30 protein-coding genes are annotated in these 26,357 nt (G+C 69.9%); 14 read left to right on the top strand and 16 right to left on the bottom strand.

What is annotated here, in order from left to right; all coding sequences use genetic code 11:
* Position 1 precedes the first annotated feature (1 nt).
* Genes CJ301_RS08170 through CJ301_RS08140 form a run of 7 tightly spaced genes read left to right on the top strand, consistent with a single transcriptional unit; the run spans position 2 to position 6,687 of the window.
* Positions 2-430: a PaaI family thioesterase gene (locus CJ301_RS08170; RefSeq protein WP_099276187.1), complete on the top strand. Its 429-nt coding sequence runs from the start codon at positions 2-4 to the stop codon at positions 428-430.
* Entirely contained in the window at positions 427-1,221 is a 795-nt protein-coding gene (locus CJ301_RS08165; RefSeq protein ID WP_099276185.1) for an oxepin-CoA hydrolase, alternative type, read from the top strand. Before CJ301_RS08170 ends, CJ301_RS08165 begins: the two co-directional genes overlap by 4 nt.
* The gene (locus CJ301_RS08160) at positions 1,218-2,234 is read left to right on the top strand and encodes an NAD(P)H-dependent flavin oxidoreductase (RefSeq protein WP_099276183.1); all 1,017 of its coding nucleotides are present in this window, start codon (positions 1,218-1,220) and stop codon (positions 2,232-2,234) included. Before CJ301_RS08165 ends, CJ301_RS08160 begins: the two co-directional genes overlap by 4 nt.
* Positions 2,231-3,775, top strand: a complete 1,545-nt coding sequence (locus CJ301_RS08155; protein WP_099276181.1) for a class I adenylate-forming enzyme family protein — start codon at positions 2,231-2,233, stop codon at positions 3,773-3,775. The genes CJ301_RS08160 and CJ301_RS08155 overlap by 4 nt, the downstream gene beginning before the upstream one ends.
* A gap of 1 nt (position 3,776) precedes the next feature.
* Positions 3,777-4,988 carry an acyl-CoA dehydrogenase gene (locus tag CJ301_RS08150; RefSeq protein ID WP_099276179.1) on the top strand — a complete coding sequence of 404 codons (1,212 nt, stop codon included), beginning with the start codon at positions 3,777-3,779 and terminating at the stop codon, positions 4,986-4,988.
* A 14-nt stretch (positions 4,989-5,002) separates the two neighbouring features.
* A complete protein-coding gene (locus CJ301_RS08145) occupies positions 5,003-5,761 on the top strand; it encodes an electron transfer flavoprotein subunit beta/FixA family protein (RefSeq protein ID WP_099276177.1) in 759 nt (252 codons plus the stop codon).
* Positions 5,761-6,687, top strand: coding sequence for an electron transfer flavoprotein subunit alpha/FixB family protein (locus CJ301_RS08140; protein ID WP_099276175.1), 927 nt, complete (start codon positions 5,761-5,763; stop codon positions 6,685-6,687). Before CJ301_RS08145 ends, CJ301_RS08140 begins: the two co-directional genes overlap by 1 nt.
* Positions 6,688-6,763: 76 nt before the next feature.
* Here the strand turns inward: CJ301_RS08140 and CJ301_RS08135 are convergent, their stop codons facing one another.
* The 12 genes from CJ301_RS08135 to motA form a co-directional block, all read right to left on the bottom strand.
* A complete protein-coding gene (locus CJ301_RS08135; protein WP_099276172.1) occupies positions 6,764-8,296 on the bottom strand; it encodes a PhnE/PtxC family ABC transporter permease in 1,533 nt (510 codons plus the stop codon).
* Positions 8,277-8,957: an ATP-binding cassette domain-containing protein gene (locus tag CJ301_RS08130; protein WP_099276170.1), complete on the bottom strand. Its 681-nt coding sequence runs from the start codon at positions 8,955-8,957 to the stop codon at positions 8,277-8,279. Before CJ301_RS08130 ends, CJ301_RS08135 begins: the two co-directional genes overlap by 20 nt.
* Positions 8,957-9,838: a putative selenate ABC transporter substrate-binding protein gene (locus CJ301_RS08125; RefSeq protein WP_099276167.1), complete on the bottom strand. Its 882-nt coding sequence runs from the start codon at positions 9,836-9,838 to the stop codon at positions 8,957-8,959. Before CJ301_RS08125 ends, CJ301_RS08130 begins: the two co-directional genes overlap by 1 nt.
* A gap of 204 nt (positions 9,839-10,042) precedes the next feature.
* Entirely contained in the window at positions 10,043-10,726 is a 684-nt protein-coding gene (locus tag CJ301_RS08120; RefSeq protein ID WP_099276165.1) for a type 1 glutamine amidotransferase domain-containing protein, read from the bottom strand.
* A gap of 38 nt (positions 10,727-10,764) precedes the next feature.
* Positions 10,765-11,793: an NADP-dependent oxidoreductase gene (locus CJ301_RS08115; protein WP_099276163.1), complete on the bottom strand. Its 1,029-nt coding sequence runs from the start codon at positions 11,791-11,793 to the stop codon at positions 10,765-10,767.
* The gene (locus CJ301_RS08110) at positions 11,790-12,380 is read right to left on the bottom strand and encodes a TetR/AcrR family transcriptional regulator (protein ID WP_099276161.1); all 591 of its coding nucleotides are present in this window, start codon (positions 12,378-12,380) and stop codon (positions 11,790-11,792) included. Before CJ301_RS08110 ends, CJ301_RS08115 begins: the two co-directional genes overlap by 4 nt.
* A gap of 143 nt (positions 12,381-12,523) precedes the next feature.
* Positions 12,524-12,919, bottom strand: coding sequence for a VOC family protein (locus tag CJ301_RS08105; protein ID WP_099276159.1), 396 nt, complete (start codon positions 12,917-12,919; stop codon positions 12,524-12,526).
* 168 nt (positions 12,920-13,087) lie between these two features.
* The gene (locus CJ301_RS08100; RefSeq protein WP_099276157.1) at positions 13,088-14,323 is read right to left on the bottom strand and encodes a saccharopine dehydrogenase family protein; all 1,236 of its coding nucleotides are present in this window, start codon (positions 14,321-14,323) and stop codon (positions 13,088-13,090) included.
* Between the two features lie 34 nt (positions 14,324-14,357).
* On the bottom strand, positions 14,358-15,458 hold the full coding sequence (locus CJ301_RS08095) for a carboxynorspermidine decarboxylase (RefSeq protein WP_173812336.1): 1,101 nt from the start codon (positions 15,456-15,458) through the stop codon (positions 14,358-14,360).
* Between the two features lie 90 nt (positions 15,459-15,548).
* Complete coding sequence (locus tag CJ301_RS18675; protein WP_162620461.1) at positions 15,549-15,971, bottom strand: hypothetical protein; 423 nt, start codon at positions 15,969-15,971, stop codon at positions 15,549-15,551.
* Positions 15,961-16,179: a hypothetical protein gene (locus CJ301_RS18670; RefSeq protein WP_162620460.1), complete on the bottom strand. Its 219-nt coding sequence runs from the start codon at positions 16,177-16,179 to the stop codon at positions 15,961-15,963. The genes CJ301_RS18675 and CJ301_RS18670 overlap by 11 nt, the downstream gene beginning before the upstream one ends.
* Positions 16,176-17,042 (bottom strand): flagellar motor stator protein MotA, encoded by an 867-nt coding sequence (gene motA, locus CJ301_RS08085; protein WP_099276155.1) that lies wholly within the window; start codon positions 17,040-17,042, stop codon positions 16,176-16,178. Before motA ends, CJ301_RS18670 begins: the two co-directional genes overlap by 4 nt.
* Before the next feature lie 129 nt (positions 17,043-17,171).
* Here motA and CJ301_RS08080 point away from each other — a divergent pair, with 129 nt between their 5' ends.
* The 7 genes from CJ301_RS08080 to CJ301_RS08050 all read left to right on the top strand — a co-directional run bounded on the left by CJ301_RS08080 (position 17,172) and on the right by CJ301_RS08050 (position 23,353).
* A complete protein-coding gene (locus CJ301_RS08080) occupies positions 17,172-18,251 on the top strand; it encodes a hypothetical protein (RefSeq protein WP_162620459.1) in 1,080 nt (359 codons plus the stop codon).
* Entirely contained in the window at positions 18,248-18,490 is a 243-nt protein-coding gene (locus CJ301_RS08075) for a MucR family transcriptional regulator (protein ID WP_254050104.1), read from the top strand. The genes CJ301_RS08080 and CJ301_RS08075 overlap by 4 nt, the downstream gene beginning before the upstream one ends.
* Positions 18,491-18,654: 164 nt before the next feature.
* On the top strand, positions 18,655-19,101 hold the full coding sequence (locus tag CJ301_RS08070; protein WP_099276149.1) for a MucR family transcriptional regulator: 447 nt from the start codon (positions 18,655-18,657) through the stop codon (positions 19,099-19,101).
* A gap of 107 nt (positions 19,102-19,208) precedes the next feature.
* On the top strand, positions 19,209-20,192 hold the full coding sequence (locus CJ301_RS08065; RefSeq protein WP_099276147.1) for a flagellar motor protein MotB: 984 nt from the start codon (positions 19,209-19,211) through the stop codon (positions 20,190-20,192).
* Positions 20,193-20,428: 236 nt separating this feature from the next.
* Entirely contained in the window at positions 20,429-21,199 is a 771-nt protein-coding gene (locus CJ301_RS08060; RefSeq protein WP_099276145.1) for a hypothetical protein, read from the top strand.
* A gap of 8 nt (positions 21,200-21,207) precedes the next feature.
* Positions 21,208-22,665, top strand: a complete 1,458-nt coding sequence (locus CJ301_RS08055; RefSeq protein ID WP_099276143.1) for a flagellar hook-length control protein FliK — start codon at positions 21,208-21,210, stop codon at positions 22,663-22,665.
* A 19-nt stretch (positions 22,666-22,684) separates the two neighbouring features.
* The gene (locus CJ301_RS08050) at positions 22,685-23,353 is read left to right on the top strand and encodes a flagellar hook assembly protein FlgD (protein WP_099276141.1); all 669 of its coding nucleotides are present in this window, start codon (positions 22,685-22,687) and stop codon (positions 23,351-23,353) included.
* Positions 23,354-23,398: 45 nt separating this feature from the next.
* Here CJ301_RS08050 and CJ301_RS08045 read toward each other — a convergent pair whose 3' ends face one another.
* The 4 genes from CJ301_RS08045 to flgG all read right to left on the bottom strand — a co-directional run bounded on the left by CJ301_RS08045 (position 23,399) and on the right by flgG (position 26,344).
* Entirely contained in the window at positions 23,399-24,049 is a 651-nt protein-coding gene (locus CJ301_RS08045; protein ID WP_162620458.1) for a hypothetical protein, read from the bottom strand.
* A 71-nt stretch (positions 24,050-24,120) separates the two neighbouring features.
* A complete protein-coding gene (flgH, locus tag CJ301_RS08040) occupies positions 24,121-24,897 on the bottom strand; it encodes a flagellar basal body L-ring protein FlgH (RefSeq protein WP_099276137.1) in 777 nt (258 codons plus the stop codon).
* Positions 24,894-25,559 (bottom strand): flagellar basal body P-ring formation chaperone FlgA, encoded by a 666-nt coding sequence (flgA, locus tag CJ301_RS08035; protein ID WP_099276135.1) that lies wholly within the window; start codon positions 25,557-25,559, stop codon positions 24,894-24,896. The genes flgH and flgA overlap by 4 nt, the downstream gene beginning before the upstream one ends.
* A complete protein-coding gene (gene flgG, locus CJ301_RS08030) occupies positions 25,559-26,344 on the bottom strand; it encodes a flagellar basal-body rod protein FlgG (protein WP_099276133.1) in 786 nt (261 codons plus the stop codon). Before flgG ends, flgA begins: the two co-directional genes overlap by 1 nt.
* Between the last annotated feature and the right edge of the window lie 13 nt (positions 26,345-26,357).

The raw sequence follows: 26,357 nt of genomic DNA, 5'->3' as shown, positions 1-26,357 counted from the left end.
GATGGCCGGGGCGGGGATCATCGAGGGCGAAACCGGGGCGCAGCGGCTCATGGGCTACGTGCTCGATGTGGGCCGGGGCGACGGGCGCGCGCGCTGCCACCTGACGGTGGGGCCGGAGCATACCAATCGCCACGGCGCGCTGCATGGCGGCATCGTCGCCACGATCCTCGACAACGCGATGGGTGCCACCGGCAGCCTGTCGCGCGACCCCGGCGGGCGTCATCCCTTCCTCACCATCTCGCTCAACACCCAGTATCTCGCCCCCGCCCGCGAGGGCGAGGCGCTGGTCGCGGTGGGGCGGATCACCGGCGGCGGGCGCAAGCTTCTCTTCATCGAGGGCGAGCTGCGCGGGCCCGAAGATCGGCTGATCGCCACTGCGACGGGCGTGTTCAAGCCCGTCTCGCACCCCCCGCGCGAGGAGCAGGCATGAGCATGGCGCGGATCGAGGATCTCGGCGACCGGCTGGTGGTGTGGAACCTCAACGCCGCGCGGCGCGGCGCGCTGACGCCCGAGTATTACGAGGCGCTGCACGAGGCGCTGGTGACGGCGGCCTACAACCCGCGCATCGTCGCGGTGATCCTCGCCGCCGAGGGCGGATTCTTCTGCGCGGGCGGCGACATGGGCGTGCTGGCGACCCGCGCGGCCCAGACCGAGGAGCAGCGCCGCGGCAATATCGAGCGGCTGCACGACCTCGTCCGCACCATCACCGGCTGCCCCAAGCCGGTCATCGCCGCCATCGAGGGCGGCGCCGCGGGGGCCGGGCTGTCGCTGGCGCTGGCCTGCGACTTCACCGTCTCCGCCGAGGGCGCGCGCTTTACCGCCGCCTATGTCAAGGCGGGGCTGGTGCCCGATGCGGGGCTCACGCATTCCCTCGCCGGGCTGGTGCCGCGCGCCATGGCCGCGCGGATGCTGCTCTTGGGCGAGCCGGTCGAAGCCGAACGGCTGCATGCGCTCGGCGCGCTGTCCGAACTCGTGCCGGAGGGGCAGAGCTTCGATGCGGCGATGGCGCTGGCCGATCGGCTCGGGCAGGGCGCCTCGGTGACCCAGGGCGCGATCAAGGGGCTGATGAACAGCGCGGCGGCGGGCGATCTCTTTGCCCAGCTCGATGCCGAGCGCGACGCCATGGCCCGCGCCCAAGGGCTGCCCGAGGCCGCCGAGGGCATCTCGGCCTTCTTGGAAAAGCGGCCCGCCGATTTCAGGAAGCTCAGGAGCGAGACATGACCGATCCGGCCTTCGACACCGCCGTCACCCGCGCCTATGGCACGCGGCTGCCCATCGTCGCGGGCGGTCTGATGTGGCTGTCGGATGCGGCCTATGTCTCGGCCTGCGCCCGCGCCGGGATCGTCGGCTTTCTCACCGCGGCGAGCTTTCCCGAGCCCGACGCCCTGCGCGCCGAGATCCGCAAGACCCGCGAGATGTCCGAGTGCGGCGCCTTCGGCGTCAATGTCTCGATGCTGCCCAAGCTGGTGCCGGGCGAGCGGACGCAAGAGATCTTCGCGCTCATCGCCGAGGAAGGCGTGCGCTTCGTCGAAACCTCGGGCCGCAACCCCGAGCCCTGGCTGCCGATGCTGAAGGAGGCGGGCATCACCGTCCTGCACAAGGTGCCGAGCGTGCGCTTTGCCGAAAAGGCGCAGTCGGTCGGCGTCGACATGGTCTCGATCGTGGGCGCGGAATGCGGCGGCCATCCCGGCCTCGATCTCGTCGGCTCCTTCGTCAATCTCGCGCTGGCCGAACGGCGGCTGAAGATCCCCTTCCTGATCGGCGGCGGCGTCGGCCATGGCGGGCAGCTGGTGGCGGCGCTGGCCGGGGGCGCGTCGGGCGTCGTCATCGGCACGCGGTTTCTCGTGGCCGAGGAGATCACCGCCCATCCCGATTACAAGCGGGCGCTGGCGGGCGCGCGCGAGACCGACACGATGCTCAGCATGTCGAGCGTGCGCAACACCATCCGCACGCTGAAGAACGAGACCGCGCAGACCGTGGCGCGGATGGAGGCCGAGAACCCCGAGATCGGGATCGAGGCGCTCCTGCCGCATGTCTCGGGCAGGATCGGGCGACGCGCCTACGAAACGGGCGACGTCTCACGCGGGATGTTGTCGGCCGGGCAGGCATTGGGGCTCACGGGCGAGATCGCGCCGCTGGCGCGGATCCTCGGCGGGCTGGAGGAAGAGGCGCTGGCGGCGCTGGCGCGGCTGCGCCCGGCGCCTGCGCGTTCAGGGGAGGAGATCGCGGTATGACGAACGCGACGAGGAAAGAGACGGCGCGGCGCTTCCATGAGCTGATCGCCCGGCAGGCGGCGGAGCGCGGCGAGGCCCCCGGCCTGATCGACAGCGACGGGCAGCTGCTGAACCACGCCGACTACCACGCCGCCATCGAGGAGATGGCGGGACGCCTGCGCGAGCGCGGCGTCGCGGGCGGCGACCGGGTGCTGATCGTGGCCGAGAACTGCGCCGCGACCGCGCTGGCGATCTTCGCGGCCTCGACGCTCGACGCCATCGCCGTGCCGGTCAATGCCCGCATGACCGGCCCCGAACTCGACCGCATCACCGCCCATGCGGCCCCGCGCGCGATCCTCTATACCTGCCACGTCTCGCCCGAGGCGCGCGCCCATGCCGAGGCGGCGGGGGCGGCACAGATCGACACTGCGACGGGCGGCATCGCGATCGCCGCCGGGCCGGGCGGCGCGCCCGAGCCGGTGGAGGAGGGCGCGGGGCAGGTCGCGGTGATCCTCTACACCACCGGCACGACGGGCGACCCCAAGGGGGTCATGCTCACCCATGCCAACCTTCTCTTCGCGGGCGCGCTCAGCGCCGAGATGCGCGGCATGGTGGCCGAGGATCGGATCTATGGCGCGCTGCCGCTCACCCATGTCTTCGGCCTCGCCTCGATGCTGATGGCGGGCGCGCACTGCGGCGCGACCGTGCAGCTCGAAACCCGCTTCGCCCCCGACCGGCTGCTCGCCGCGCTGAGGGACGGGGCGACGGTGCTGCCGGCGGTGCCGCAGATGCACGCGCTGTTGATGAAGCACACCGCCGCGCTCGGCCTCGACCGGCTGGAGCGCGGCAGGCTGCGCTACGTCTCCTCGGGCGCCGCGCCGCTCGACCCGGCCTGGAAGCGCAAGGCCGAGGCCTTCTATGGCCTGCCGCTGCAGAACGGCTACGGCATGACCGAGAGCACGGCGGGCATCTGCGGCACCAAGAGCGCGATCGGCGATCCCGACATCTCCGTCGGCCCGGCGCTGCCCGGCATCGAGATCCGCATCGACCCCGAGGCGCAGGACGCCGAAGGGGTGGGCGAGATCCACACCCGCGGGCCGCATGTGATGAAGGGCTATTACCGCAACCCGGAGGCCACCGCGCAGGTGCTCGACGCCGAGGGCTGGCTGCGCACGGGCGATCTGGGAAAGATCGACGCGCAGGGCCGGCTGCACGTGGTGGGCCGTTGCAAGGAACTGATCATCCGCTCGGGCTTCAACGTCTACCCGCCCGAGGTGGAGGCCGCGCTGAACGACCACCCGATGGTGGTGCAGGCCGCGGTGGTGGGCCGCGCGCGGGGCGGCAATGAGGAGGTGCTGGCCTTCGTGCAATGCGCCGAGCCCGCGCCCGAGCCTGCGGCGTTGAAAGCCCATGTCTCGGAGCGACTTTCGAGTTACAAGCGGCCATCGAAGATCCTGATCGTGGACCGGCTGCCCGCCGCGGCGACCGGCAAGATCCTGAAACACAAGCTGCTCGGCACCTTTGCGGATCGCCTGGCGGCACTCGATGCGGAGGAGAATTGAGATGCCCAAGGACATGAAGGGCCACGGCCCCGAACTTTCCCAGTTCGACTGGAGCGACCCGTTCCTTTTGGAAAGCCAGCTCGACGAGGACGAGCGGATGCTGCGCGATGCGGCCCGCGCCTTTGCCCAAGACAAGCTCGCGCCGCGCGTGACGCAGGCCTACCGCGAGGAGACCGCCGATCCGTCGATCTTCCGCGAGATGGGCGAGGCGGGGCTTCTCGGCGTCACCGTCGAGGAGGAGCTGGGCGGGCTCGGCGCGAGCTACGTCACCTATGGGCTGATCGCCCGCGAGGTCGAGCGCGTCGATTCGGGCTACCGCTCGATGATGTCGGTGCAGTCGAGCCTCGTGATCTACCCGATCGACGCCTATGGCTCCGGCGAGCAGCGCCGCAAATATTTGCCCGGCCTGTGCTCGGGCGAGCTGATCGGCTGCTTCGGCCTGACCGAGCCCGATGCGGGCTCCGACCCCGCCGGCATGAAGACCGTGGCCAAGAAGACCGACACCGGCTACCGGATCTCGGGCTCCAAGATGTGGATCTCGAACGCGCCCTTTGCGGATGTCTTCGTGGTCTGGGCCAAGTCCGAGGCGCATGACGGCAAGATCCGCGGCTTCATCCTCGAAAAGGGCATGGAGGGGCTTTCGGCCCCGAAGATCGGCGGCAAGCTCTCCTTGCGCGCCTCGACCACCGGCGAGATCGTCATGGAGAATGTCGAGGTCGGCGAGGACGCGCTTTTGCCGAACGTGCAGGGCCTCAAGGGTCCCTTCGGCTGCCTCAACCGCGCGCGCTATGGCATTTCCTGGGGCGCGATGGGCGCGGCCGAGGCCTGCTGGCACGCCGCGCGGCAATACGGGCTCGACCGGAAGCAGTTCAACAGGCCGCTGGCGCAGACGCAGCTGTTCCAGAAGAAGCTGGCCGACATGCAGACCGAGATCGCGCTCGGCCTGCAGGGCAGCCTGCGTCTGGGCCGTCTGATGGACGAGGGCCGCGCCTCGCCCGAGCTGGTCAGCCTGATGAAGCGCAACAACTGCGGCAAGGCGCTCGAAATCGCGCGCCACGCCCGCGACATGCATGGCGGCAACGGCATCTCCGACGAATTCCCGGTGATGCGCCACATGATCAACCTGGAAACCGTGAACACCTATGAAGGCACGCATGATGTCCATGCGCTGATCCTGGGCCGCGCCCAGACCGGCCTTCAGGCGTTCTTCTGAGACAGGAGCAAAAGATGAAGATCCTAGTCCCCGTGAAGCGGGTGATCGACTACAACGTGAAGGTCCGGGTGAAGTCGGACGGCTCGGGCGTCGATCTGGCGAATGTAAAGATGTCGATGAACCCGTTCGACGAGATCGCGGTCGAGGAGGCGATCCGGCTGAAGGAAGCGGGCACCGCCACGGAGGTCGTCGCCGTCTCGATCGGCGTGAAGCAGGCGCAGGAGACGCTCAGGACGGCGCTGGCCATGGGCGCGGATCGCGCGATCCTCGTGGTCGCCGCCGATGATCCGACGCAGGACATCGAGCCGCTGGCCGTGGCCAAGATCCTCGCCAAGGTTGTGGAGGAGGAGAGCCCCCAGATGGTGCTCTGCGGCAAGCAGGCGATCGACAACGACATGAACGCCACCGGCCAGATGCTCTCGGCGCTCTTGGGCTGGTCCCAGGCGACCTTCGCCTCCGAGGTGAAGATCGAGGGCGAGAGCGCGCAGGTGACGCGCGAGGTCGATGGCGGGTTGCAGACGATCTCGGTCAAGCTGCCGGCGATCGTGAGCGTCGATCTGCGGCTCAACGAGCCGCGCTACGCGTCGCTGCCCAACATCATGAAGGCCAAGAAGAAGCCCTTGGACGAGAAGACCGCCGCCGATTTCGGCGTCGACGTCTCGCCGCGGCTCGAGGTCGTGAAGACCGCCGAGCCGCCGGAGCGCAAGGCGGGGATGATGGTCGGCTCGGTCGACGATCTGGTCGAGAAACTCAAAGATCTGGGGGTGGTGTGATGAGCGTTCTTCTTCTGGCCGAGGTCACGGACGGCGAACTGAACCACGACGCCACCGCCCGCGCCGTCGCCGCCGTGGCACCGCTTGGTGACGTGACGCTCCTGTGCGTCGGCGCCAAGGCCAAGGACGCGGCCAACGCCGCCGCCGCGATCGAGGGCGTCGCAAAGGTGCTCTGCGCCGAGGACGCGCTCTACAGCCACCGCCTGGCCGAGCCGGTCGCAGCACTGGTGGCGCAGCTGGCCGAGGGGCATGATCACGTCGCGGCCCCCGCCACGACGGACGCCAAGAACATCATGCCGCGCGTGGCGGCCCTCTTGGACGTGATGATCATCCCCGACGTGCTGGCGATCCACGAGGACGGCAGCTTCGACCGCCCGGTCTATGCCGGCAACGCGGTGCAGACGGTGAAGTCGCGCGACGCGACCAAGGTCTTCACCATCCGCACCACCGGCTTCGAGCCGGCGGGCGATGGCGGCTCGGCATCGGTCGAGGACGTCGTCGCGGCCGCCGATCCGGGCCTGTCGGCTTGGGTCGAGGACAAGCTTGCCGAGAGCGACCGGCCGGAGCTCACTTCCGCCGGCATCGTCGTCTCCGGCGGGCGCGGCGTCGGCTCGGAGGAGAACTTCGCGCTGATCGAGAAGCTCGCCGACAAGCTCGGCGCGGCGGTGGGTGCCTCGCGCGCCGCGGTCGACTCGGGCTTTGCGCCGAATGACTGGCAGGTCGGTCAGACCGGCAAGGTCGTCGCACCTGCGCTCTACGTCGCGGTCGGCATCTCGGGCGCGATCCAGCATCTCGCGGGGATGAAGGATTCGAAGGTGATCGTGGCGATCAACAAGGACGAGGAGGCGCCGATCTTCCAGGTCGCCGATTACGGCCTCGTCGCCGATCTCTTCACCGCCCTGCCGGAGCTGACCGAGAAGCTCTGAGCCCAAAGGCAATGCGACACGAGGCCCGGCGCGGGATGCCCCCGCGCCGGGCCTTTTTCATGCGGTCCGGGCCGTTCTAGGCCGCCTCCGCCGCCTCGGGCTCGGGTTTGCGCATGCCCGGTGCCGACAGCCGCATCCGCGCCCTGATCCGGCCCGACAGCGTGTCGATCCCCAGCGTCAGCAGCGCCGAGACGACGAGCAGCAGCACCGCCCGGTCGGTGCGCAGCTCCTGCACCGCCGCATCGACGTAAAAGCCCAGCGTGGCGATGCCCAGAAGCCCGAGGATGGCGCTGTCGCGCACGATGATCTCCCAGCGATAGAGGCACAGCGCGAAGAAATTGCCCGATAGCCGCGGCAGCAGCTCCCATGCCGCAAGCCGCAGCCCGCGCGGCGCGTCGGCGCGCAGCCGGGGGACCAGCGCGTCGCCCTGCCGCCCCATCAGATGGGCGATGATCGCGCCATTGTGCAGCCCGAGCGCGAGGATGGCGGGGATCATCGACGGCCCCGTCACCTGCAGGATCAGGAAGGCCAGCATGTAATCGGGGATCGAGCGGGCCAGCACCAGCGCGGCATGGCCCATGAGCGCGCCCGCGCGCCCGGTGACCCGGCCCACGATCAGCGGAAAGCAGGTGACAGCGACCAGCGCGGCCAGCGCCAGCGCCAGCTGCGACAGCACCAGCGTGGCGATGGTGCCGGGCAGGGCCTGTTCGCCCAGCATCCGCCCGAGCCATGGCAGAAGCCCGGCCCAGTCGCCCGCGCGGATCGGCGCGGGCACCGCGTCGCCCAGAAAACGCATGAGCGCGCCGTCGCCCATCGGCGGGGCGGGGTGGCGCGCCAGCAGCCAGACGGAAACCGCGAGCCAGACGGGCGCGAGGCGCAGCCGCATCCAGTGGCGGATCGGCAGGATCAGCGCGAGATAGACCATGAGCGAAGCCGCCGCCGCGCCGTATTGCGCCTGCCGGAAATCGGTCTCCAGCAGGTAGCCCAGCGTCGGCAGCCCGACAAAGCCCAGCACGGCCGAGGAGCGCAGCCCGCATTCGAGCCGGTAGAGCGTGTAGGCGCCAAGCTCGGGCAGGGCCAGCGGCAGGCGGCTCCACAGCAGGCGCGAGAGCGGCGGGGTGCGGCGCGGCAGGGCGCGGCTGGCCGCCGGGTCGGCCTCGGCGAGGTATTCGGCAAAGACCTTGGCGAAGATGCCCGCATAGGGCAGGGCGATGGCCAGCACGCCGGTCAGCGGCCCCAGCCCGGTGACGCCCAGAAGCAGCAGCGCCCAGAACAGCTCATGCACCGACCGCACGCAGATGCACAGGCCCCGGATGGCGCGCAGGGTGTAGCCGAAGCTCAGCACGAAGCCCGCCAGCGCGCCCGCAAAGACGCCGCAGACCGCGAAGGCCACCGTCAGCGCCGCCGCATGAGCCAGCGCCGCGGGATCGGCGAAATCGGGAGAGAGCAGCCCCGCCCCGATGCCGCGCAGCGTCAGCCACGGGTCGGGGCGCGAAAGGTCGAGATCCGCCAGCGCCAGCGCCGCGAGGGTCGCAAGGCCGAAGCCCGCCAGAACGCGCCCGGCCCCCCAGCGGCGCGGCGCGCGCGTCTCAGCCCTCGTAAAGCGCATGAAGCTCCCGCAGGGACAGGCCCCGCGCCGGCCGGTCGAGAAGAATGCGTCCGCGCCCGATCCCGATGATGCGGGTGCCGATGGCCAGCGCGCGCGCCGGGTCGTGCAGCGCCAGAACCATGGTTTCGAACCGGTCGCGCAGCGCGTCCAGAAGATCGCCCGACTGGCGCGGATCGACCGCCGAGACGGGCTCGTCGGCGATCAGCGCGTCGCCGCCGCGCAACAGCGCCCGCGCCAGCGCCGTGCGCTGCTTCTGCCCGCCCGACAGCGTGCCGACTCGCCGCCGCGCGAAGCCGTTCAGCCCGACGCGGGCGATGGGGGCTGCCGCCTGCGCCCGCGCGGCGGCGGGCGGATGCAGCAGAACGCGCAGCCCGTGCAGGGCGGAGTGATCGTCGAGCCGCCCCATCCAGACGTTGTGAAACACCGTCAATTGCGGCACCAGCCCCGGATCCTGCGGCACCAGCGCCAGCCGCGGCGCAGGGCGCTGCGCCTCCAGCCCGAGCCGGATCGCGTTCAGCAGCGTGCTCTTGCCCGAGCCCGAGCGCCCGAGCAGCACCAGCCGCTCGCCGCGCGCCAAGGACAGCGCGACGCCGCTCAGCACCGCCGCCCCGTCCCATGCGAGCGTCTCGCGCTCGAGGCGCAAAAGCGGCGGGCGGCTCATCAATCGATCAGGTCGAGCTCTCGCGCCGTCCGCTCGATCGGGGCGTAGAGCGCGTCATCGGCCTCGATGAAGGCCGAGCGGGGGAAGCTCGCGAGGATCTCCGCGTCGTCGAGTTCGATCAGCGCCGCCTGCACGCGGTCGGCAAAGCCCTCGCCCCAGCGCGCATCGACATCGCCGCGAATGGTCCAGTTGTAATCGGGGTAGGGCGGGGTGCGCCAGATCACCCCGGCGGTCTCGGTCTCGAGCGCGTCTTCGGTCAGCGCCTGCTCGTAGACGCTGTAGTTCAGCGCGCCGAGATCATAGGCGCCGGAGGCCACGAGCCGCAGCGTCTGGCCGTGATCACCCGAAAAGCCCACATCGGAGAAGAATGCGCGCGGCGCTTCGCCGGTGATCTCGCGCAGATGATATTCGGGCATCAAGCGCCCGGAGGTCGAGCCCTGCGCGCCGAAGGTGAAGCTGCGGCCTTCGAGACCCTCGGGAAAGCCGCCATCCTCGGGCTCGGTCAGGCCGGTATCGGCATGGGCGATGAAATAGGTGACGAAGCTTTCATCCTCCGAGCCCTGCGCGATGGCCCGGCTGCCCGGCACCATGCGGCGCGCCTGCACGCCCGACAGCCCGCCGAACCACGCAAGCTGGATCTGGTCGTTGCGGAACGCGGTGACCGAGGCCGCATAATCCTTGACCGGCACATAGGCCACCGGGACGCCCAAAGCCTCTTCGAGATAGTCCGCGACCTTGCCGAACCGCTCCTGCAGCCGGGTCTCGTCATCATCGGGAATGGCCGAGAAATAGAGCGTGTCCGCTTCCTGCGCCGAAACCGGCAGGGCGGCGAGAAGCAGGGCGGCAAGCGGCAGGCTGCGGCGGCTGAAACGGGGGGTCATCAGAACGGCTCCGGCTGGTGTCGTGGCCCTTCTAGGCGCTGGGGCGCGCATGGCAAGCGGACAGGCGCGCCGGATGCCGCCCGTGGCCCCGGATGCCATGAAAAGAGGCGCTGCCGTCCGGGCGGGACCGGTCTGCACGAAAACGCCCGCCCGCGGGAAGCGGACGGGCGGTGTTCGATAAGGCTTTGAAGCGGTCTTGCCGGATCAGCCCTCGACCAGATCCAGAAGCTTCTTCGCGGCCTCTTCGGAGGAGGCGGGGTTCTGGCCGGTGACCAGCTTGCCGTCGGTCACCACGAAGGGCGCCCAATCCTCGCCCTTCTGGTACTCCGCGCCCTTTTCCTTGAGCATGTCCTCGAGCAGGAAGGGCACGACATCGGTCAGGCCCACGCCCTCTTCCTCGCCATTGGTGAAGCCGGTGAGCTTGCGGCCCTCGACCAGCGGCTTGCCATCCTCGGTCTGGGTGTGGCGGAACACGGCGGGCGCGTGGCAGACCGCGCCGAGCGGGCGGCCTTCGGTCACGAAGGTCTCGATGATGCGGCGGCTGTCGGGGTTCTCGGCGAGATCCCACATCGGGCCGTGGCCGCCGGGGTAGAACACCGCGTCGTATTGGGTGGGATAGATCTCGTCGAGCCGCTCGGTCGAGGCGAGCTGCTCCTGCGCCGCCTTGTCCTCCTTGAAGCGGCGGGTGGCGTCGGTCTGGAAATCCTCCGCGTCGCTCTTGGGGTCGAGCGGCGGCTGGCCGCCCTGCGGCGAGGCCAGCGTCACCTCGACGCCCGCATCCTTGAAGACGTAGTAGGGGGCGGCGAATTCCTCCAGCCAGAAGCCGGTCTTCTCGCCGGTATCGCCAAGGCGGTCATGCGAGGTGAGGATCATCAGGATCTTGGTCATTTGGGTCTTTCCTTTGAAGTCCGGGGGGCGGTGCCCGTTCAGGCGACGCGGATCACGCGCTTGCCGAAGGCCTCGCCGCGCAGCAGGCCAACAAAGGCCTCGGGCGCCTGTTCCAGACCCTCGATCATCTCCTCGCGGTAGGCGATCTTTCCTTCGGAGACCCAGCCGCCCATTTCCTTGGCGAAGTCGGGGTAGAGATGGCCGAAATCGTCGAAGATGATGAAGCCGCGCATGGTGATCCGCTTGCGCAGCATCTGCCCCATGAGCCAGTTCATCCGGTCCGGTCCATCGGGCAGGGAGGTGGCGTTGTATTGCGAGATCAGCCCGCAAAGCGGGATGCGCGCGCCGGTGTTGAGCCGCGGCAGCACCGCGTCGAACACCGCGCCGCCGACATTCTCGAAATAGACGTCGATGCCGTCCGGCGTCTCGCGCGCGAGATCCTCGGGGAAGCTGTCGGATTTGTAATCGACGCAGGCATCGAAGCCCAGGGTTTCGACCGCGTGGCGGCATTTCTCCGGCCCACCCGCGATGCCCACGGCGCGCAGGCCGTGGATCTTGGCGATCTGGCCCACGGTCGAGCCCACCGGCCCGGTGGCACCACCGACCACCAGCGTCTCGCCCGCCTCGGGCCTGCCGATCTCGCGCAGCCCCGCCCATGCGGTGAAGCCCGGCATGCCCAGCACGCCCAGCGCCCATGACGGGTTGGCCATGCCCTCGGGCAGCTTGTTGAGGCCGGTGCCGTCGGAGACGGCGTAGTCCTGCCAGCCCGAGAAGCTCACCACCCGGTCGCCTTCCGAGAAGTTGGGGTTGTTCGACTTCACCACGCGGGCCACCGTGCCGCCGACCATCGGCTCGCCGATCTCCACCGGCGCGGCATAGGAGGGCGCATCGCTCATCCGGCCCCGCATGTAGGGATCGAGCGAGAGGAACTCGGTCGCCAGCAGCACCTCGCCCTCCTTGGGCTCGGGCACCGGCGCGGTGTCGAGGCGCAGCGTGTTCTCGTCGGGCGCGCCCTTGGGGCGCTCGGCGAGGATCCAGCGGCGGTTGGTGTCGGGGGATTGGGTCATGCGGTCGGTCCTTTGCGGTCGATGAGCGCGGCCGTGGCGGCCATGGCGCTGTCATAGGGAATGGTGTCGCGCGACAGCGCACCCATCAGGCTGGCGCCCAGCCAGATCTGGTAGAGCGTGACGGCCAGCGCCGACGCGTCGTCATGCGCGGGCAGGGAGCCGTCGGCGGCGCCCTCGCGGATCACCGAGGCAAGCCGCGCGGTGATGGAGGAGACGCCGCGCGCCAGCACCTCGGTCATGCCGGGCGACAGCTCCGCCACCTCGGCCGAGAGCTTCACCACGAGGCAGCGCGCCTCGTAGGCCTCGCCCGACTGGCGCGTGCGCCAGCCCTCGAAATAGGCCATGAGCCGGGCGCGGCCGTTCAGGCCCGGCGCGTCGAGCGTGGCGGCCAGATCCTCGGCATAGCCCTCGACGAAGCTGTCGAGCAGCGCGCAGCCGAAGGCCTCCTTGGACTTGAAGAAATGGTAGAAGCTGCCCTTGGGCACCCCGGCCTCGCGCAGAAGCTCGGAGAGCCCGACGCCGGTATAGCCGCGCCGCGCCACGAGGGCGCGACCGGTGGCGAGGATGTGCTGTCGCGTATCGGTCATGGCCGCCAGATGGGGCCGATTAGACCGGTCGTCTAGTGGGGCGGCGCGCTTGCGCCGCATGACCTTGCGTCAGGGGTGGATCAGGGGCGGATCGGGGGGCGGCGGCGCGGGGCCGCCCCCCCGATCCGCCCCCCAAACATGTCTCACTGCGCAGCGAAGCGGCCCTTGCGCGCCAGAACCTCGATCTCGTAGCCATCGGGGTCGGCCACGAAGAAGAACCGGGCGACCGTCTCGCCATCGGGGGCGAAATCCTTGATTTCGCGCGGCGCATGACCGGCCTCGGCCAGCCGCTGGTGCAGCGCCTCCAGATCGTCTTCGAGAAAGGCGAGATGGCCGTAGCCATTGCCCAGATCATAGCTCGCGTCGCCCTTGTTCACCGTCAGCTCAAGTTCGAAGCCGCTTTCGGCGTTGCTCAGATAGATCAGCGAGAAGCTTTCGAAATCGAGCCGCTCGGCGATCTCGAGCCCGAACAGCTCGTAAAAGGCGAGCGAGCGGGCCTCGTCGCGCACGCGGATCATGGAATGGATCATCTTGGGCATGGGGGGCTCCTTCAGCATCGAGGTTCGAAGCCGAATGCCGCAACCGGCCCGCCGGGTCCAGCGGCAAGCTGCGGAACGAAACATGCGTTTTCGTTCCGTTTGCCGGAATTTGCCCGGTTTTTCAGGGGCGTTGACGGGCGGGCGGCGCCAGGGCCGCCCGCACCGCTTTCAGTAGAGCTTCTCGTCGGTGCCGCCCTTGCGCACCCAGGTCCCGAGCCCGATCTGGCCCAGCACCTTGAGGAAGGGCTTGGGGTCCATCTCCTCGACGTTGCGCATTTCGCGCGCGTCCCACTCGCCGGTGGCGATCAGCATCGCGGCGGCGACGGGCGGCACGCCCGCGGTGTAGGAGATGCCCTGCGATCCGACTTCCTCGTAGGCTTCCTTGTGGTCGGCCACGTTGTAGACGAAGACCTCGACCTCCTCGCCGCCCTTGGTGCCCTTCACCAGGTCGCCGATGCAGGTCTTGCCGGTGTAGTCGGGGGCAAGGCTCGACGGGTCGGGCAGGCAGGCCTTGACCACCTTGAGCGGCACGACCTCCTGGCCTTCGGCAAGCTTCACCGGCTGCTCGGAGAGCAGGCCGATGTTCTTCAGCACGGTGAAGACGTTGATGTAATGCTCGCCGAAGCCCATCCAGAAGCGCACATCGGCGTTCGGGTAGTTCGCGGCCAATGAGTGCACCTCGTCATGGCCCGACATGTAGGCGCGCTGCGTGCCCACGACCGGAAGATCCCAGTCGCGGCCCACCTCGAACATCTCGTTCGAGGTCCATTCGCCGTTCTGCCAGGCATAGACCGTGCCGGTGAACTCGCGGAAGTTGATCTCCGGGTCGAAATTCGTGGCGAAGTACTTGCCGTGGGAGCCGGCGTTGATGTCGACGATGTCGATGGATTTGACCTCGTCCATGTACTCGTCGATGGCAAAGCGGGCATAGGCGTTGACCACGCCCGGATCGAAGCCCGCGCCAAGGATCGCGGTGACGCCCTTTTCGGCGCAGCGGTCGCGGCGCTTCCATTCGTAGTTGGCATACCACGGCGGGGTTTCGCAGATCTTGTCGGGTTCTTCGTGGATCGCGGTGTCGATATAGGCAACGCCGGTCTCGATGCAGGCTTCGAGCACATGCATGTTCACGAAGGCCGAAGCGACGTTGATCACGATCTGCGCGCCGGTCTTTTCGATCAGCGCGGCCACCGCCTTGCTGTCGGTCGCGTCGACCGCATGGGCGGTCAGGGCGCCGTCGGTCTTGTGGGCCCCTTTCTCACGGACGCTGGCGAGGATCGCCTCGCATTTCGCCTCTGTGCGCGAGGCGATGTGGATGTCTCCGAGCAGGTCGGCGTTCTGGGCGCATTTATGCGCCACGACCTGGGCGACGCCACCGGCGCCGATGATGAGGACGTTCTTCTTCAAGACCCTCGAGCCTCCTTTCATGTGTTGCCGCGCCTCAGGACAGGGCGGCTTCGAAGTCACCATACCCGAATTCGCGCACGATCCTAACCGTGCCGTCGAGTTCGCGCAGCGCGATGGCGGGCATGCGCACGCCGTTGAACCAGTTCTTCTTGACCATCGTGTAGCCCGCCGCATCCCGGATCGAGACGCGGTCGCCGGGCTTCAGCGGCTCTTCGAAGCGGAATTCGCCGAAGATGTCCCCCGCAAGGCAGGAATTGCCGCAGACCATCCATTCGTGATCGCCGGTGTTCGGGGCAACCTTGGCGCTTTCGCGGTAGATCAGCAGGTCGAGCATATGCGCCTCGATCGAGCTGTCGACGATGGCGAGGTTCTTGCCGTTGTCGAGCGTGTCGAGCACGGTCAGCTCCAGCGTGGTGGAGTTGGTGACCGCCGCCTCGCCGGGCTCCAGATAGAGCTGCACGCCGTACTCGTCCGAGAAGCGCTTCAGCCGTTCGGCCAGCTTCTCCAGAGGGTAGCCTTCGCCGGTGAAATGGATGCCGCCGCCGAGGCTGATCCACTCCATGCGCGAGATGAGATGGCCGAAGCGCGTCTCGATCTGGCCCAGCATCGCATCGAAGCGGTCGAAATCGGCGTTCTCGCAATTGTTGTGGAACATGAAGCCCGAGACCTTGTCGCAGACAGTCTCGATCCGCGCGGGATCATGCTCGCCCAGACGCGAAAAGGGGCGGGCCGGGTCGGCGATGTCGAAGGATGAGGAGCTGATGCCGGGGTTCACCCGCAATCCGCGGACATGATCCTTCGCCGCCGCGCCGAAGCGCTCCAGCTGGCCGATGGTGTTGAAGATGATCTTGTCGGAATTGGCCAGCACCTCGGGGATGTCGGCCTCGTCCCAGGCGACCGAATAGGCGTGGGTCTCGCCGGGGAAATGCTTGCGCCCGAGCTTCACCTCGAAGGGCGAGGACGAGGTGGTGCCATCCATGTACTGGCTCATCAGGTCGAAGACCGACCAAGAGGCGAAGCATTTCAGCGCCAGCAGGGACTTGGCCCCCGACAGTTCGCGCAGCTTCGCGATCTTTTCGAGATTGGGCAGCAGCGCCTGCTTGTCGATGAGGTAATAGGGCGTTCGCAGCGTCATCAAGGCTCCCTCGCGTGTCGGGCCACGGGCGGGTGGCGCGAGGGGCATATAGACATGCGGCCCGCCGGGCTCAACAGCCCGCGCGCGAGGTCAGCCGTCGCGGCCCCAGCGCAGCAGCACCATCTCGTCGGTCTCGGCGGCTTCGCGCGCGGCGCGGTCCCGGGCTGTGCGCAGCCGGGCGCGGGCGGCGACGGTGGAGACGGTCTTCATCTCGCGGAAGCTCTCGCGCATCGCCTCCTCCAGCGCCTCGGCCTGCGGCTCCAGCTCTTGGCGGGCGCGGTCGAGCGCGCCGATCTGCGCGCGGGCGTCGCGGATATAGGCGCCGACATAGGGCGCGCTTTCGATGCTGGTGATGCGCCCGTCGCGGGCCAGCGCCTCCGCCGTCTCGGCGCTCTGGCGCTCCAGATCGGCCATGCGCTCGCGCAGGCCGCCAAGCTCGACCGCCCGCGCCTCGACCTCGACCCGGTGCAGCCGTTCGATCAGCCCCAGCGCCCGGTCGCGCCTACTGGCCATCGCGGGCCTGCTCCAGCGCCACGAGCGCCGCGCGCATCCGCTCCATGATCTCGGGCGGAAAGGCGTTGACCTGCTCGGGCGGCAGCAGGGGGTAGGGGGCGGGGGCCGCGCCGGGCGTCTCGGCGGGGGCCTTCTTCGCGGGGGCGGGCTCCGGCGCCGCATGGGCGGAGGAGGCCAGCGTCAGGGCGAGGAGACCGGCCCGGATCATGCCGCCGGAAGCTCCTTCTGCGCGGCCTCGACCCGGTAGAAATCGGGCTGCTTGGAGGTGGGGATGTTGCCGCGGCCGATCTCGACGCAGATGTTGGGCGGGTGGTTGGCGACCATGGCGACGAAGATGTCGCGGATGATCATGTAGAAGGCGCCGTCCTCGTCCTCGATCTGCTTGAGCCGCCCCGAGATCGGCTGGACCATGCAATAGGCGAGGAACACGCCGAGGAAGGTGCCGACCAGCGCGCCGCCGATCATCTTGCCCAGCACCTCCGGCGGCTGGTCGATCGAGGACATGGTCTTGATGACGCCCAGGACGGCCGCGACGATGCCGATCGCCGGCAGCCCGTCGGCCATGCTCTGGATCGCGCCGGCAGCGCCCAGCGCCTCGTGGTGGTGCTTCTTGATCTTGCGGTTGATCACATCCTCGGTCTGGTACTTGTCGTCGAACTGCATCGCCAGCATGCGGAAGCTGTCGGTGATCAGTTCGGTGGCGAAGTGGTCCTTGAGGATCGTCGGATAGCGCTGGAAGATCGGGCTGTCCTTGGGGGTCTCGATATGCTCGTCGAGCGCGAGGATGCCCTTCTGCTTGTAGAGCCGGCTCAGCTCGAACATCAGGTTCAGGAGCGCCTCGTAGTCGGACGCCTTCCATTTCGGCCCCTTGAGCACCTTCAGCAGGCCGCTGACCGAGCCCTTGATGACGCTCATCGAGTTGGCGATGACGAAGGCACCGAGGGCCGCCCCGCCGATCATCATGCCCTCATAGGGCAGGGCGTAGAGCACGATGTCCATCTTGCCGCCCGACAGCATGAAGCCGCCGAAGACCAGTCCGAAAACCATGACAAGTCCGAGGATTAGAGTCATCGCAGCTCTCCGAAACCTTGCGTCCGCGACACAGCATCGTGCCTTTTCCCACAAATCGGATAAGGATAATTGACACCATTTCAAGCATAAACAAGGATAGTTCCCAAGTTTGCCGGAATGGTGTTTGAAATGAGCAGCGTCGAGACTCTCGCCTATTTCCTCGAAGAGGACAGCCTGCGCGGCGTGATGCGCGACTGGCCCGAAGCCATGCAGCTGATGGTCCGGCTCGACGAGGCCGGGCGCTGCGAGCTTCTGGTGCATCACCGCGACGAGGCGGGGCGGGTGCTCGAGACGCTGCGCGAGGGGCTCGGGGAAGAGGCCGAGACGCTGGCCGTGGTGCCGCCCGTCGAGGGCTTTGCCACCCGCCGCGTGCGGTTTTCCGAAGAGCAGCAGCTTCTGGCGCTCGCCGCCTCGACCGAAGGCTTGAGCGAAAGCGCGCAGGATTACGCCATCAATTACCGCTTCGCCTGCGAGGAGGGGCTCGACCCCGAGGCCGTGGTCGGGCCGCGGGCGAGACCGCTCGCCGACGAGCCCGAGAGCGACCTGCCGCAGGTGGCCGAGCGCCGCGCCGCGCGGCGCCAGACCCAGCCCGACCCCCGGCCCGAACCCGCGCCCGCGCCCGCGCCTGAGCCGCGGCTCTTTCCCGCGGGCTTCGAGGCCGCGAACGACCCCGCGCGCCGCGAATGCAGCCTCGTGACGGCGCAGCTTCACGGCCAGGGCGCGCGCGTGCGCCTGAGCTTCGAGCCCGGCGCCCTGCAGGGCGCCGAGATCCCGGTGGTGGTCGAGAATGTCGGCCATAGCGCGGATTTCGGCTGCTTCGTGCTGCCGCGCGGCGCCCTTGCGGGCTGGCAGCCCGGCGCGCCGCTGGTGATCGACATGCCGCAAGAGCAGTTTCCCGAAGCCTGGGCCGCGCGGTTTCGCAGGCAGACGCATCACGCGCAGGTCTCGGTCACCGCCACCGGGGTCTTCGTGCGCCCGGTGCTGCCCGAGCCCGCCGCCCCGCCGGAGGCGCCGATGGTCGAGCTGGCCGAGGGCTGGAGCCTTGGCCGGCCCTTGCGCGCGGCGCTTCTGGTGGCGGGCATGGTCGCGGCCGGCGGCGGCGTCGCGCTGGGCTGGAACCCATTCTCGGTGGGCGAGGAGACCGCCGCGCCGATGATCCCGGCGCGCACCGGGCTTGCCGCCCTTGCCGGTGCGGAGACGGCGCGGTGAGCCCGCCGGCCGAGGGCGAGCCGGGGCAACGCCGCCCCGCCGTGCCGATCGAGACCAGCGTGACGCCCGATTACATCATCTGTCTCGAAACCGGGACCCGGCTGGTGCTGCTGCGCCGCCATCTGCGCGAGAGGTTGCAGCTCACGCCCGAGCAGTACCGCGCCCGCTGGGGCCTGCCGCCCGAATATCCGATGGCCGCGCCCAATTACATGCAGGCCCGGGCGGCTTCCCGCGCATGATGGCCCCTTGGCAAGGAGTTCTTGAAAACTACAACAATACCTGCAAGAATTGTATGGTTACCGTCGAAGAATTCGACTTGCAGATGCCCATGGAGGCCGTCGAGGCTGCGCCAGTCCTCGCCCGACCGCCGCAAGGGGCATGCACCCTGGATGAAAGGGCGGAAATGACGAAACCGAATTCGAAGACCGAACTGCTCAGCACCATCGTGGCCTCCTACGCCGCGCGCCCGGATGTCGACAGCGACGATATCGTGGCGCTGGTCGCCAAGCTGCGCCGCGAGCTGGGGATCGAGACGCAGGACGCGCCCGCCGCCCCCGCCGCCCCGGCGCCCGAGGGCGGCCTCGCGCCGGCCATCCCGCTGTCGCGCGCCGTGACCGAGGACAGGGTCTTCTGCCTGTGCTGCGGCAAGGGCTTCAAGATGCTCAAGCGGCACCTGGGGGCCGAGCATGGCATGACCGAGGCCGAGTATCGCGCCGCCTTCGGCCTGCCCGAGGAGATGCCGCTGGTGGCGCCGAGCTATTCGCGGCGCAAGGCCAGCTACGCGCGCAAGGTGGGCTTTGGCCGCTACAGCCGCGAGACCGCGCGGCGCGACGACGAGACCGTCGGCTGAGACCGCCCGGGGCGCATCGCCACCACATCGCAGGAGCGCACCGCGGCGCCGCATCGGCGCCGCGGGCATGACAGGCGCGCCGCCCGGCGCGCGCAGGAGGACGGGCCATGGCCGGCGGCCAGACGATCATCATCAAGAAGGTCGAGGATGACGGCCATGACGACCATCATGGCGGCGGCTGGAAGGTGGCCTATGCCGACTTCATGACCGCGATGATGGCCTTCTTCCTGCTGTTGTGGATTCTCGCGGCGAGCGAGGAGGAGACGCTCGAGGGCCTGGCCGAGTATTTCACCCCCGCGGTCAGCGCGGTGGGGGCGAGCGGCTCCGACGGCGTGCTGCGCGGGCAGGTGGTCGAACTGGCCGGGGAGATGCGCGCCTCCGAGGGCGCGCCGCCGGTCGAGGCGCCCGACCTGCCCGATTTCGGCGCGAATGATCCGCTGCAGGTCTTCGACAGCCGGCTGCGCGATGCCGAGCCGCAGGTGGTGGTCGAGTATCTGCCCGCCGAGGCCGCGCCGCCGACCGAGGAGGAGCTGCAGGCGCGCCGCATGGCCGAGGCGGCGGCGCAGATGCGCGCGGCGCAGGAGCGGCGCGAGGCCCGGCTCGACGCCATCGAGGCGGAGATCGCCGCGCGCATCGCGGCCGAGCCGGCGCTGGCCGAGATCGGCGACAACCTGCGTCTCGACCGCACGCCCGAGGGGCTCCTGATGCAGATCCTCGACGAGGAGGAGCGCCCGATGTTCGCCACCGGCAGCGCCCGCATCGTGCCGCAGACCCGCGCGCTGATCGAGATCGTCGGCGAGACGGTGCGCGAGATGACGCATGACCTCGCGATCTCGGGGCACACGGATTCGCTGCCGTTTGCACGGCAGAACGATTATGGCAACTGGGAGCTCTCCTCGGACCGCGCCAATGCCACGCGGCGTGCGCTGATCGAGGCCGGGTTCCCGCCCGAGCGGATCGCCCGGGTGAGCGGCCTCGCCGATACGCAGCCGCTTTATCCCGACCGGCCCGAAGCGCCGCAGAACAGGCGGATCGGCCTGTTGCTGGAATATCCCGATCCGGGGCAGGAGGCCGCCGCCGCGCCGCGCTGAGCGGGGCGGGGCGGCCTGTCGGGGGTGATGCAGATCGGTCACGATCATGGCGCCCGCGGGGCAGGGGCCACGCTTCTGCCCCATTTCGGCCTCATTTGGCCGACAATCTGAACAGGCCCCGAACAGGCACCGCGGACAGGCCCGCGGCGGGGCGAAAAGACCCGAGACCCGAGACACGAACCGCAAAGCGGCGTGGGGCGGGAGAGCTAACCAGACCCGGAAAACAGGGCGGATCGATGCAGAGCAGTGACCTTCTCGAAGCCATCTGGCGCGGCGATATCGCATGCGCCGAAGACAGCGACGGCGGCGCCCGCCTCGGGGCCCTTCTCGACGCGCTGGTGCCGATGCGGCGGATCGGCCTGGCGCGCGGTGGCCACGGGGCGGGCGTGCAGATCCTGCCCGAGCAGACCGAGCTTCTGCCGGCGCTGGCGCTTGGCGACGTGATAGAGGAAGAGCTGGCGGTGGACGCCCCGCAAGGGGCGCTGGTGATGATCCTCGACCAGGCCGCGCTGCGGCCCGGCGCAGGCGATGCCGCCCGCGCCGGGCTCGCGGGGCGGCTGGTGGGCGAGCTTCTGATCGATGCGGTGCAGCGCGGCCTCTTTCCCATCGAGCGCGAGACCGAGGCGCTCTACCTGATGGCGCAGGGCTACGACGCGCTGGCCCACAGCCCCGAAATGGCGCGGCTCGGCCTCATGCCCGCCCCCTTCCGCATCGGCCTTGCCACCGCGCTGGCCAGCCTGTGGACCGGCGCGGTCGTGCGCGGCTCCGAGCCCGACGCGCTTCTCTGCGGCCCCGAGTTCCTGAACAGCCCGCGCCTGCGCGACTATCTCTGCGCGCTCGATGCGAGCTTCGTGCCGCCCGCGGCGGGGTGCGCCACGGCCGATCTGGTCCGCTTCGCGCCCGAGGCGCGGACGCATGACGCCTGGCTGCGGGAGATCGGCGAGCGCGTCGATGCGGTGCTGCGCCATGCCCGCACCGCGCAGGACGAAACCGCCCGCGAAGGCTGAGCCCCGACATGATCGTGCCAGCCCCCTCCCTGCCGGCCGGGCAGACGCCGCCCCTGGCGGGGCTGCGGGCATCAGGCGCGGCCGGCGCGGCCGCTTCGGGCTTTGCCGGTCTTCTCAGCGCCCAGCAGGGCCGCGCGCCCGAAGGGCAGGCGGCGCAAGCCGCAGCACCCGCACGGGCGACAGCGGCGCAGCCGCTCGATGCGCTGCAGGCCGAGCTCGAGGCCGTGGCGCAGGACGGGCTGGCGCAGCTTGCCGCCGCCGGTGGCGACGCGGCGGCGCAGGCGGACGCCATCACGCAGATGCAGGCCGGACTGCGCGAGGCGATCGCCGGGTTCGACGCCGCCCATGGCACCGAGTTGGCCGGGGCATTGCTCCCCGCCGGGCAGGAGACCGGCCCGGCTTCGGCCCTGATCTTCGCGGTGCCGCCCGGATCGGCGCAGGCGGTCGCGGCAGTGGAGAGGGCGATGGGCGGGGCCGCGCCGGGGCGCGTGGTTGCCGCCCTGACCCGGATTTCGGACCTGCTCGACACCGCCGCGACGGCGATGGGCGGCGCTGCCGGGCGCGCGGTTCCCGCTCCGGCGCATCCTTCGCCGGTGCATGACAGCGCCGGTGCGCCGCCCGCCCCGGCCGGGGCGACCGCCACCGCCGAGCCGGGGATGGCCGCCGCCGCGCTGCCCTTTGCGCGCGCCAAGGCGCCCGATGGCCCGCCGACACCGCTTCAGGCTCTCGCCCCCGGCCACGAACGGGCGGGCGCGCCGGGCGCGTCGTCGGAAAGGAGCGCAGCCCCCGGACAGGCGGCGCAGGCCGCACCCGCCGCGATCGCGCAGGCCCCTGCGCAAGCACCCTTGAGCTTTTCGGCGCTGATCTCGGAGGCGCGGCTCATCGGCGGCGAGACGGCGGTGGGCGGGCCGGATCATCCGGGGGGCGATCTGCCCGGCGCGGAGCCGGGGGCCGCGCCCGCGCGCGGCGTCGAGACGGCCGCGCCCCTGAAGGCGCCCGCAGCGCCGCCCGCGCCGGCACCGCCGCCGAGCGGCTTTTCGCGGGCGCTGACCGCGCAGATCCGCGAAACCTCGATCGTCGAGGGCCGCACGCGGATCGCGCTCACCCCCGGGGGGCTCGGAGAGATCGAGATCGAGCTGAGCCGCGAGGCGGGCCAGCTCAAGGTGGTCATCCGCGCCGAGAACCAGACCGTGCTGCAGGCGCTGCGCGGCGACCGCGACGGCCTGATGAACCTTCTGGCCGAAAGCGGTGCCGCGCAGGACGAGAGCCAGCTCAGCTTCGAATCCTTCGAGCGGGGCGAGGGGCGCGGGCGCGAGGGCGCCGCGCCACATGCCCGGCCGCGCGGCGCGCCCGGCGAGGACGGCACCGCCGACACCGTCGACCCTGCCGCCACCCCCGACCCGTCCACCGCCGCCGCACCCGAAGGCGCCGCCGCGGGCGACGGGCAACTCGACATTCTCACCTAAGGCCGATCGGAGCCCCCAGATGGACAGCGTTTCCGCGCCCAGCGCCACACCGGCAACCGCCACCAGCGCCGCCGCCCAGAGCCGCGACAAGCTCGACGCCGATTACCAGAGCTTCCTGACGCTGCTGATCGCGCAGGTTTCCAACCAGGACCCGCTGGAGCCGATGGATTCGACCACCTTCGTGTCGCAGCTCGCGCAGCTCACCCAGGTCGAGCAGTCGATCACCACCAACGAGACGCTGGAAAAGATCGAGACCCGGCTCTCGGCCGCCAATGCGCGCGATGACGCGACGCTGATCGGGCGCGAGGTGCTGGCCCCGAGCGAGAGGGTCGCGCTGGCCGATGGCAGGGGCGTCTTTTCCTATGCGCTGAACGGCGAGGCAAAGTCGGTCTCGGCGCGGATCCTCGCCGAGGACGGCACCGAGCTGCGGCGCATCGACGGGCTGCCGGTCGCGGCGGAGGCGCGCCACGAGGTCGTCTGGGACGGGCTCGACCGCGAGGGGCTGCCTGTGCCCGATGGCAGCTTCACGGTCGAGATCGACGCGATCGACGCCGAGGAGGAGCCGGTGTTCTTCACCACCTATGCCGAGGCGCAGGTCGAGCGGGTCGCCTTCCGCGACGGCGCGGCGATGCTGCAGCTGGCCTCCGGCGCCGAGATCGCGGCCGACAGCATCGTCAGCATCCGCTGAGCCGCACCAGCCTCGGCCGGCTCAAGGCGGGGCGGCGCGCCGCGCTCAATTGGTCAGCTGTGCCTGCGGGGCCTCCGGGGCCGCGGGGGCCGTCATGGCGGCGGCCTGCTGCTGGCGCTGCGGAATGTCCTGCCGGGCCACGTCCTGCTTGAAGAGATTCGGAAACAGCACCTCCTCGACCGGCATGCCGATCGCCTTGAGATCGCCCAGCACCCGCGCGGAGAGCGCATCGGTGTCGATTGCGGGGCCGGTCATCGCCGGGGAGGCGGCCGCCTCGCTCAGCGAGGCGAGCACCGCGTCGCGCATCCGCATCAATGTCGCGGGGCTGTCCTCGACCTGCGCGACCAGATCCGCCGCCGGCAAGGCAAGCGCGATGTCGGCCACGACATAGGTGATGCTGCGCGGCTTCAGCACCGGCACCGTCAGCCGCCCGATCTGCAGGAGCTGTGCCGCCTGTGCCGGATCGGGGCCGGTCTCGGCATGGGCCGCGTCTTCGGCCGCGTGCGCCTCGCTGTCGCCATCTGGATCGACCGGCGCGGGGGGGATGCCCGGGGCCGCCTGGGGGGCCGCCCCCTCCGCTGGCGGCTCGGCCGCGGCGGCCTCGCTTGCGAGACCGGCTTTGTCGGGCACGAGATACACCCCGGCCGCGTAGCCGCCCGCGAGGGAGGCCAGCGGCAGGGAAACGATCAGGATCATGGATTTCATCGGACCATCGCGTGTTGTGCGTTCGGTCCTTGATGCCCCCTCTTCGTGGCGGCATTTGCCTGTCAGTAGGGCAAGATGATGTCCATCGCATCCTCGCCATAGCCGCGCTCTTGGGTGCGCGACAGCTGCCCGCGCCCGCCATAGGTGATGCGCGCCTCGGCGATCTTCTCATAGGGAATGGTGTTGTTCATCTGGATATCCTCGGGCCGGATGATCCCCGCGACACGCAGCTCGCGCAGCTCCTGGTTCACCTTGACCTCCTGACGGCCCGCAATGACGAGATTGCCGTTGGGCAGCATCTGCACCACCAGCGCCGCGACCTTCAGCTCGATCGATTCGGTGCGGGTGATCGAGCCCGAGCCCGAGACGTCGGTCGAGGAGCCGATATCGACGAGGTCGCCCTGCGGCAGGTCGTCGGGGCCGACGCCGGGCAGGATCCGGTCGATCTGGGTGCCGTAGCCGAACAGGGCCGGGAAGGCGAGCGTGCTCTGCCCATCGCGCGAGCGCTGGCCCGCATTCCTGAGCTGGGCGCGGTCGTCGATCTCGATGTCGACGGTGAGGATGTCGCCGACCTGGCTGGCGCGCTGATCGGCGAAGAAGCCGCCCGAGCCGCTGCGCTCCCAAAGCGAGGCCGCCTCGGCGCGCTGGTAGACGCGCGGGGGGGCAGGCGGCGGCATCGGCACAGAGACGGCGGCCGCCTCGGGGATGGTCGCCGGGTTCACCGCGATGGCGGTGGTCTGCGGCTCGCGGTCGAAGCGGTCGCGCGCCGCGCCGCAGCCCGACAGCAGCGCCGCCCCCAGCATCAGGACGGGCAGGGGGCGCAGATGGCTCAAGCTCAACGGGTGACCTCCACGATGCCCTCGGCCATGGCGGTGCCGGTGAGGGTGGTGTTGCTCGACGTGTTGACGATGCGGACCTCCTGTCCGCGATGCGCGTCCGACAGCGCCCGGCCCGGCGCGGTGAGACGCATCGCGCCGTCCGAAAAGGTGATGGTGACCTCGTCGCCGCGGTCGATCACGAGGGGCTGCATCACCGATTGCACCATGACGGGGCGGCCCTCGGGCAGCATCCGGCGCACCTGCATGCCGATCACCGCCTCGGGCTCGATCACCGCATAGGGGCCGAGCCGGGCCTGCGGCAGACGCAGCTCGGTCAGATCGGCCTCCGCGACGATGTCGCCGGGCATCAGCCGCCGGTTCGGGACCGGCAGCGGCACCATCACGGCGGCGAGCCCGCTGACGCGGTGCAGCCCGCCGGTCTCGTCGACGGCATTGGCGACGAAGCGGCCCGAGGCCGGGTCCATCCAGAATTCGGCGATGAAGGCGGCCTCATTGGGCGGCTGACCGGCAAAGCCGATCTCGAACTCGGCCCGCCCGGGCAGGGCGGGGCCCAGATGGTCGCGCGCGCGCTCTTCGACCAGCACCGGCAGCGGCGCGGCGGTGCCGGCCGCGGGCAGCGCGAGCGGGGCGGCGAGCGCCGCGAGAAGGGCCAGCGCGCGCATCACTTGATCTGGTTGGCGGCGGTCATCATCTGGTCGGCCGTCTCGAGCGACTTGGAGTTCATCTCGTAGGCGCGCTGCGCCGAGATCAGGTCGGTGATCTGCTGGATGATGTTGACGTTGGAGTTCTCCAGATAGCCCTGCCGCAGGATGCCGATGCCTTCGTCGCCGGGATTGGCGGGCACCGCATCGCCCGAGGCGGTGGTGGCCTCCAGCAGGTTGCCGCCGAGCTGGCGCATGCCGGCGGCGTTGGTGAAGGTCGACATGGTGATCCGCCCCAGCTCGACCGGCGCGGGATCGCCGCCGACATAGGCCATGACCACGCCCTGCTCGGAGACCTCGATCTGGGTGGTGTTGTCGGGCACGACGATGCCGGGGTCGAGCTCGTAGCCCTGCAGGGTGACGAGCTGCCCCTCGGCCGAAAGCTGGAAGGCGCCGTCGCGGGTGAAGGCCTGGCCGCCATCGGGCAGGTTGACCGCGAAGAAGCCGCGCCCGTCGATCGCCAGATCGAGCTGGTTCTCGGTCGCCAGAAGCCCGCCTTGGGTGTTGAGCCGCACGGTTCCGGCGGTCTCCACGCCAAAGCCGATATCGACGCCGGTGGGCCGCGCGGTCCCGGCTTCGGAGGTGAGCGCGCCCTCGCGGCGCACCGTCTCGTAGATCAGGTCCTGGAACGCCGCCCGGCTCGATTTGAAGCCGGTGGTGTTGGCGTTGGCGATGTTGTTGGAGATGACATCGACATTGGTCTGCTGGGCCAGCATGCCGGTCGCGGCGATTCCGAGGGCTTTCATGGTCGGGCTCCTG

The sequence above is a fragment of the Limimaricola cinnabarinus genome (assembly GCF_002723615.1).
Lineage (GTDB): Bacteria > Pseudomonadota > Alphaproteobacteria > Rhodobacterales > Rhodobacteraceae > Limimaricola > Limimaricola cinnabarinus_B.
The sequence above is the reverse complement of the archived record's forward strand: the minus strand, read 5'-3'. Positions and strand labels throughout refer to the sequence as shown.

Bases quoted from the DNA above. Each gene is read 5' to 3' on its own strand.
- CJ301_RS08170 (WP_099276187.1), top strand. From the start codon at position 2: ATGGCCGGGGCGGGGATCATCGAGGGCGAAACCGGGGCGCAGCGGCTC.
- CJ301_RS08165 (WP_099276185.1), top strand. From the start codon at position 427: ATGAGCATGGCGCGGATCGAGGATCTCGGCGACCGGCTGGTGGTGTGG.
- CJ301_RS08160 (WP_099276183.1), top strand. From the start codon at position 1,218: ATGACCGATCCGGCCTTCGACACCGCCGTCACCCGCGCCTATGGCACG.
- CJ301_RS08155 (WP_099276181.1), top strand. From the start codon at position 2,231: ATGACGAACGCGACGAGGAAAGAGACGGCGCGGCGCTTCCATGAGCTG.
- CJ301_RS08150 (WP_099276179.1), top strand. From the start codon at position 3,777: ATGCCCAAGGACATGAAGGGCCACGGCCCCGAACTTTCCCAGTTCGAC.
- CJ301_RS08145 (WP_099276177.1), top strand. From the start codon at position 5,003: ATGAAGATCCTAGTCCCCGTGAAGCGGGTGATCGACTACAACGTGAAG.
- CJ301_RS08140 (WP_099276175.1), top strand. From the start codon at position 5,761: ATGAGCGTTCTTCTTCTGGCCGAGGTCACGGACGGCGAACTGAACCAC.
- CJ301_RS08135 (WP_099276172.1), bottom strand. From the start codon at position 8,296: ATGCGCTTTACGAGGGCTGAGACGCGCGCGCCGCGCCGCTGGGGGGCC.
- CJ301_RS08130 (WP_099276170.1), bottom strand. From the start codon at position 8,957: ATGAGCCGCCCGCCGCTTTTGCGCCTCGAGCGCGAGACGCTCGCATGG.
- CJ301_RS08125 (WP_099276167.1), bottom strand. From the start codon at position 9,838: ATGACCCCCCGTTTCAGCCGCCGCAGCCTGCCGCTTGCCGCCCTGCTT.
- CJ301_RS08120 (WP_099276165.1), bottom strand. From the start codon at position 10,726: ATGACCAAGATCCTGATGATCCTCACCTCGCATGACCGCCTTGGCGAT.
- CJ301_RS08115 (WP_099276163.1), bottom strand. From the start codon at position 11,793: ATGACCCAATCCCCCGACACCAACCGCCGCTGGATCCTCGCCGAGCGC.
- CJ301_RS08110 (WP_099276161.1), bottom strand. From the start codon at position 12,380: ATGACCGATACGCGACAGCACATCCTCGCCACCGGTCGCGCCCTCGTG.
- CJ301_RS08105 (WP_099276159.1), bottom strand. From the start codon at position 12,919: ATGCCCAAGATGATCCATTCCATGATCCGCGTGCGCGACGAGGCCCGC.
- CJ301_RS08095 (WP_173812336.1), bottom strand. From the start codon at position 15,458: ATGACGCTGCGAACGCCCTATTACCTCATCGACAAGCAGGCGCTGCTG.
- CJ301_RS18675 (WP_162620461.1), bottom strand. From the start codon at position 15,971: ATGGCCAGTAGGCGCGACCGGGCGCTGGGGCTGATCGAACGGCTGCAC.
- CJ301_RS18670 (WP_162620460.1), bottom strand. From the start codon at position 16,179: ATGATCCGGGCCGGTCTCCTCGCCCTGACGCTGGCCTCCTCCGCCCAT.
- motA (WP_099276155.1), bottom strand. From the start codon at position 17,042: ATGACTCTAATCCTCGGACTTGTCATGGTTTTCGGACTGGTCTTCGGC.
- CJ301_RS08080 (WP_162620459.1), top strand. From the start codon at position 17,172: ATGAGCAGCGTCGAGACTCTCGCCTATTTCCTCGAAGAGGACAGCCTG.
- CJ301_RS08070 (WP_099276149.1), top strand. From the start codon at position 18,655: ATGACGAAACCGAATTCGAAGACCGAACTGCTCAGCACCATCGTGGCC.
- CJ301_RS08065 (WP_099276147.1), top strand. From the start codon at position 19,209: ATGGCCGGCGGCCAGACGATCATCATCAAGAAGGTCGAGGATGACGGC.
- CJ301_RS08060 (WP_099276145.1), top strand. From the start codon at position 20,429: ATGCAGAGCAGTGACCTTCTCGAAGCCATCTGGCGCGGCGATATCGCA.
- CJ301_RS08055 (WP_099276143.1), top strand. From the start codon at position 21,208: ATGATCGTGCCAGCCCCCTCCCTGCCGGCCGGGCAGACGCCGCCCCTG.
- CJ301_RS08050 (WP_099276141.1), top strand. From the start codon at position 22,685: ATGGACAGCGTTTCCGCGCCCAGCGCCACACCGGCAACCGCCACCAGC.
- CJ301_RS08045 (WP_162620458.1), bottom strand. From the start codon at position 24,049: ATGATCCTGATCGTTTCCCTGCCGCTGGCCTCCCTCGCGGGCGGCTAC.
- flgA (WP_099276135.1), bottom strand. From the start codon at position 25,559: ATGCGCGCGCTGGCCCTTCTCGCGGCGCTCGCCGCCCCGCTCGCGCTG.
- flgG (WP_099276133.1), bottom strand. From the start codon at position 26,344: ATGAAAGCCCTCGGAATCGCCGCGACCGGCATGCTGGCCCAGCAGACC.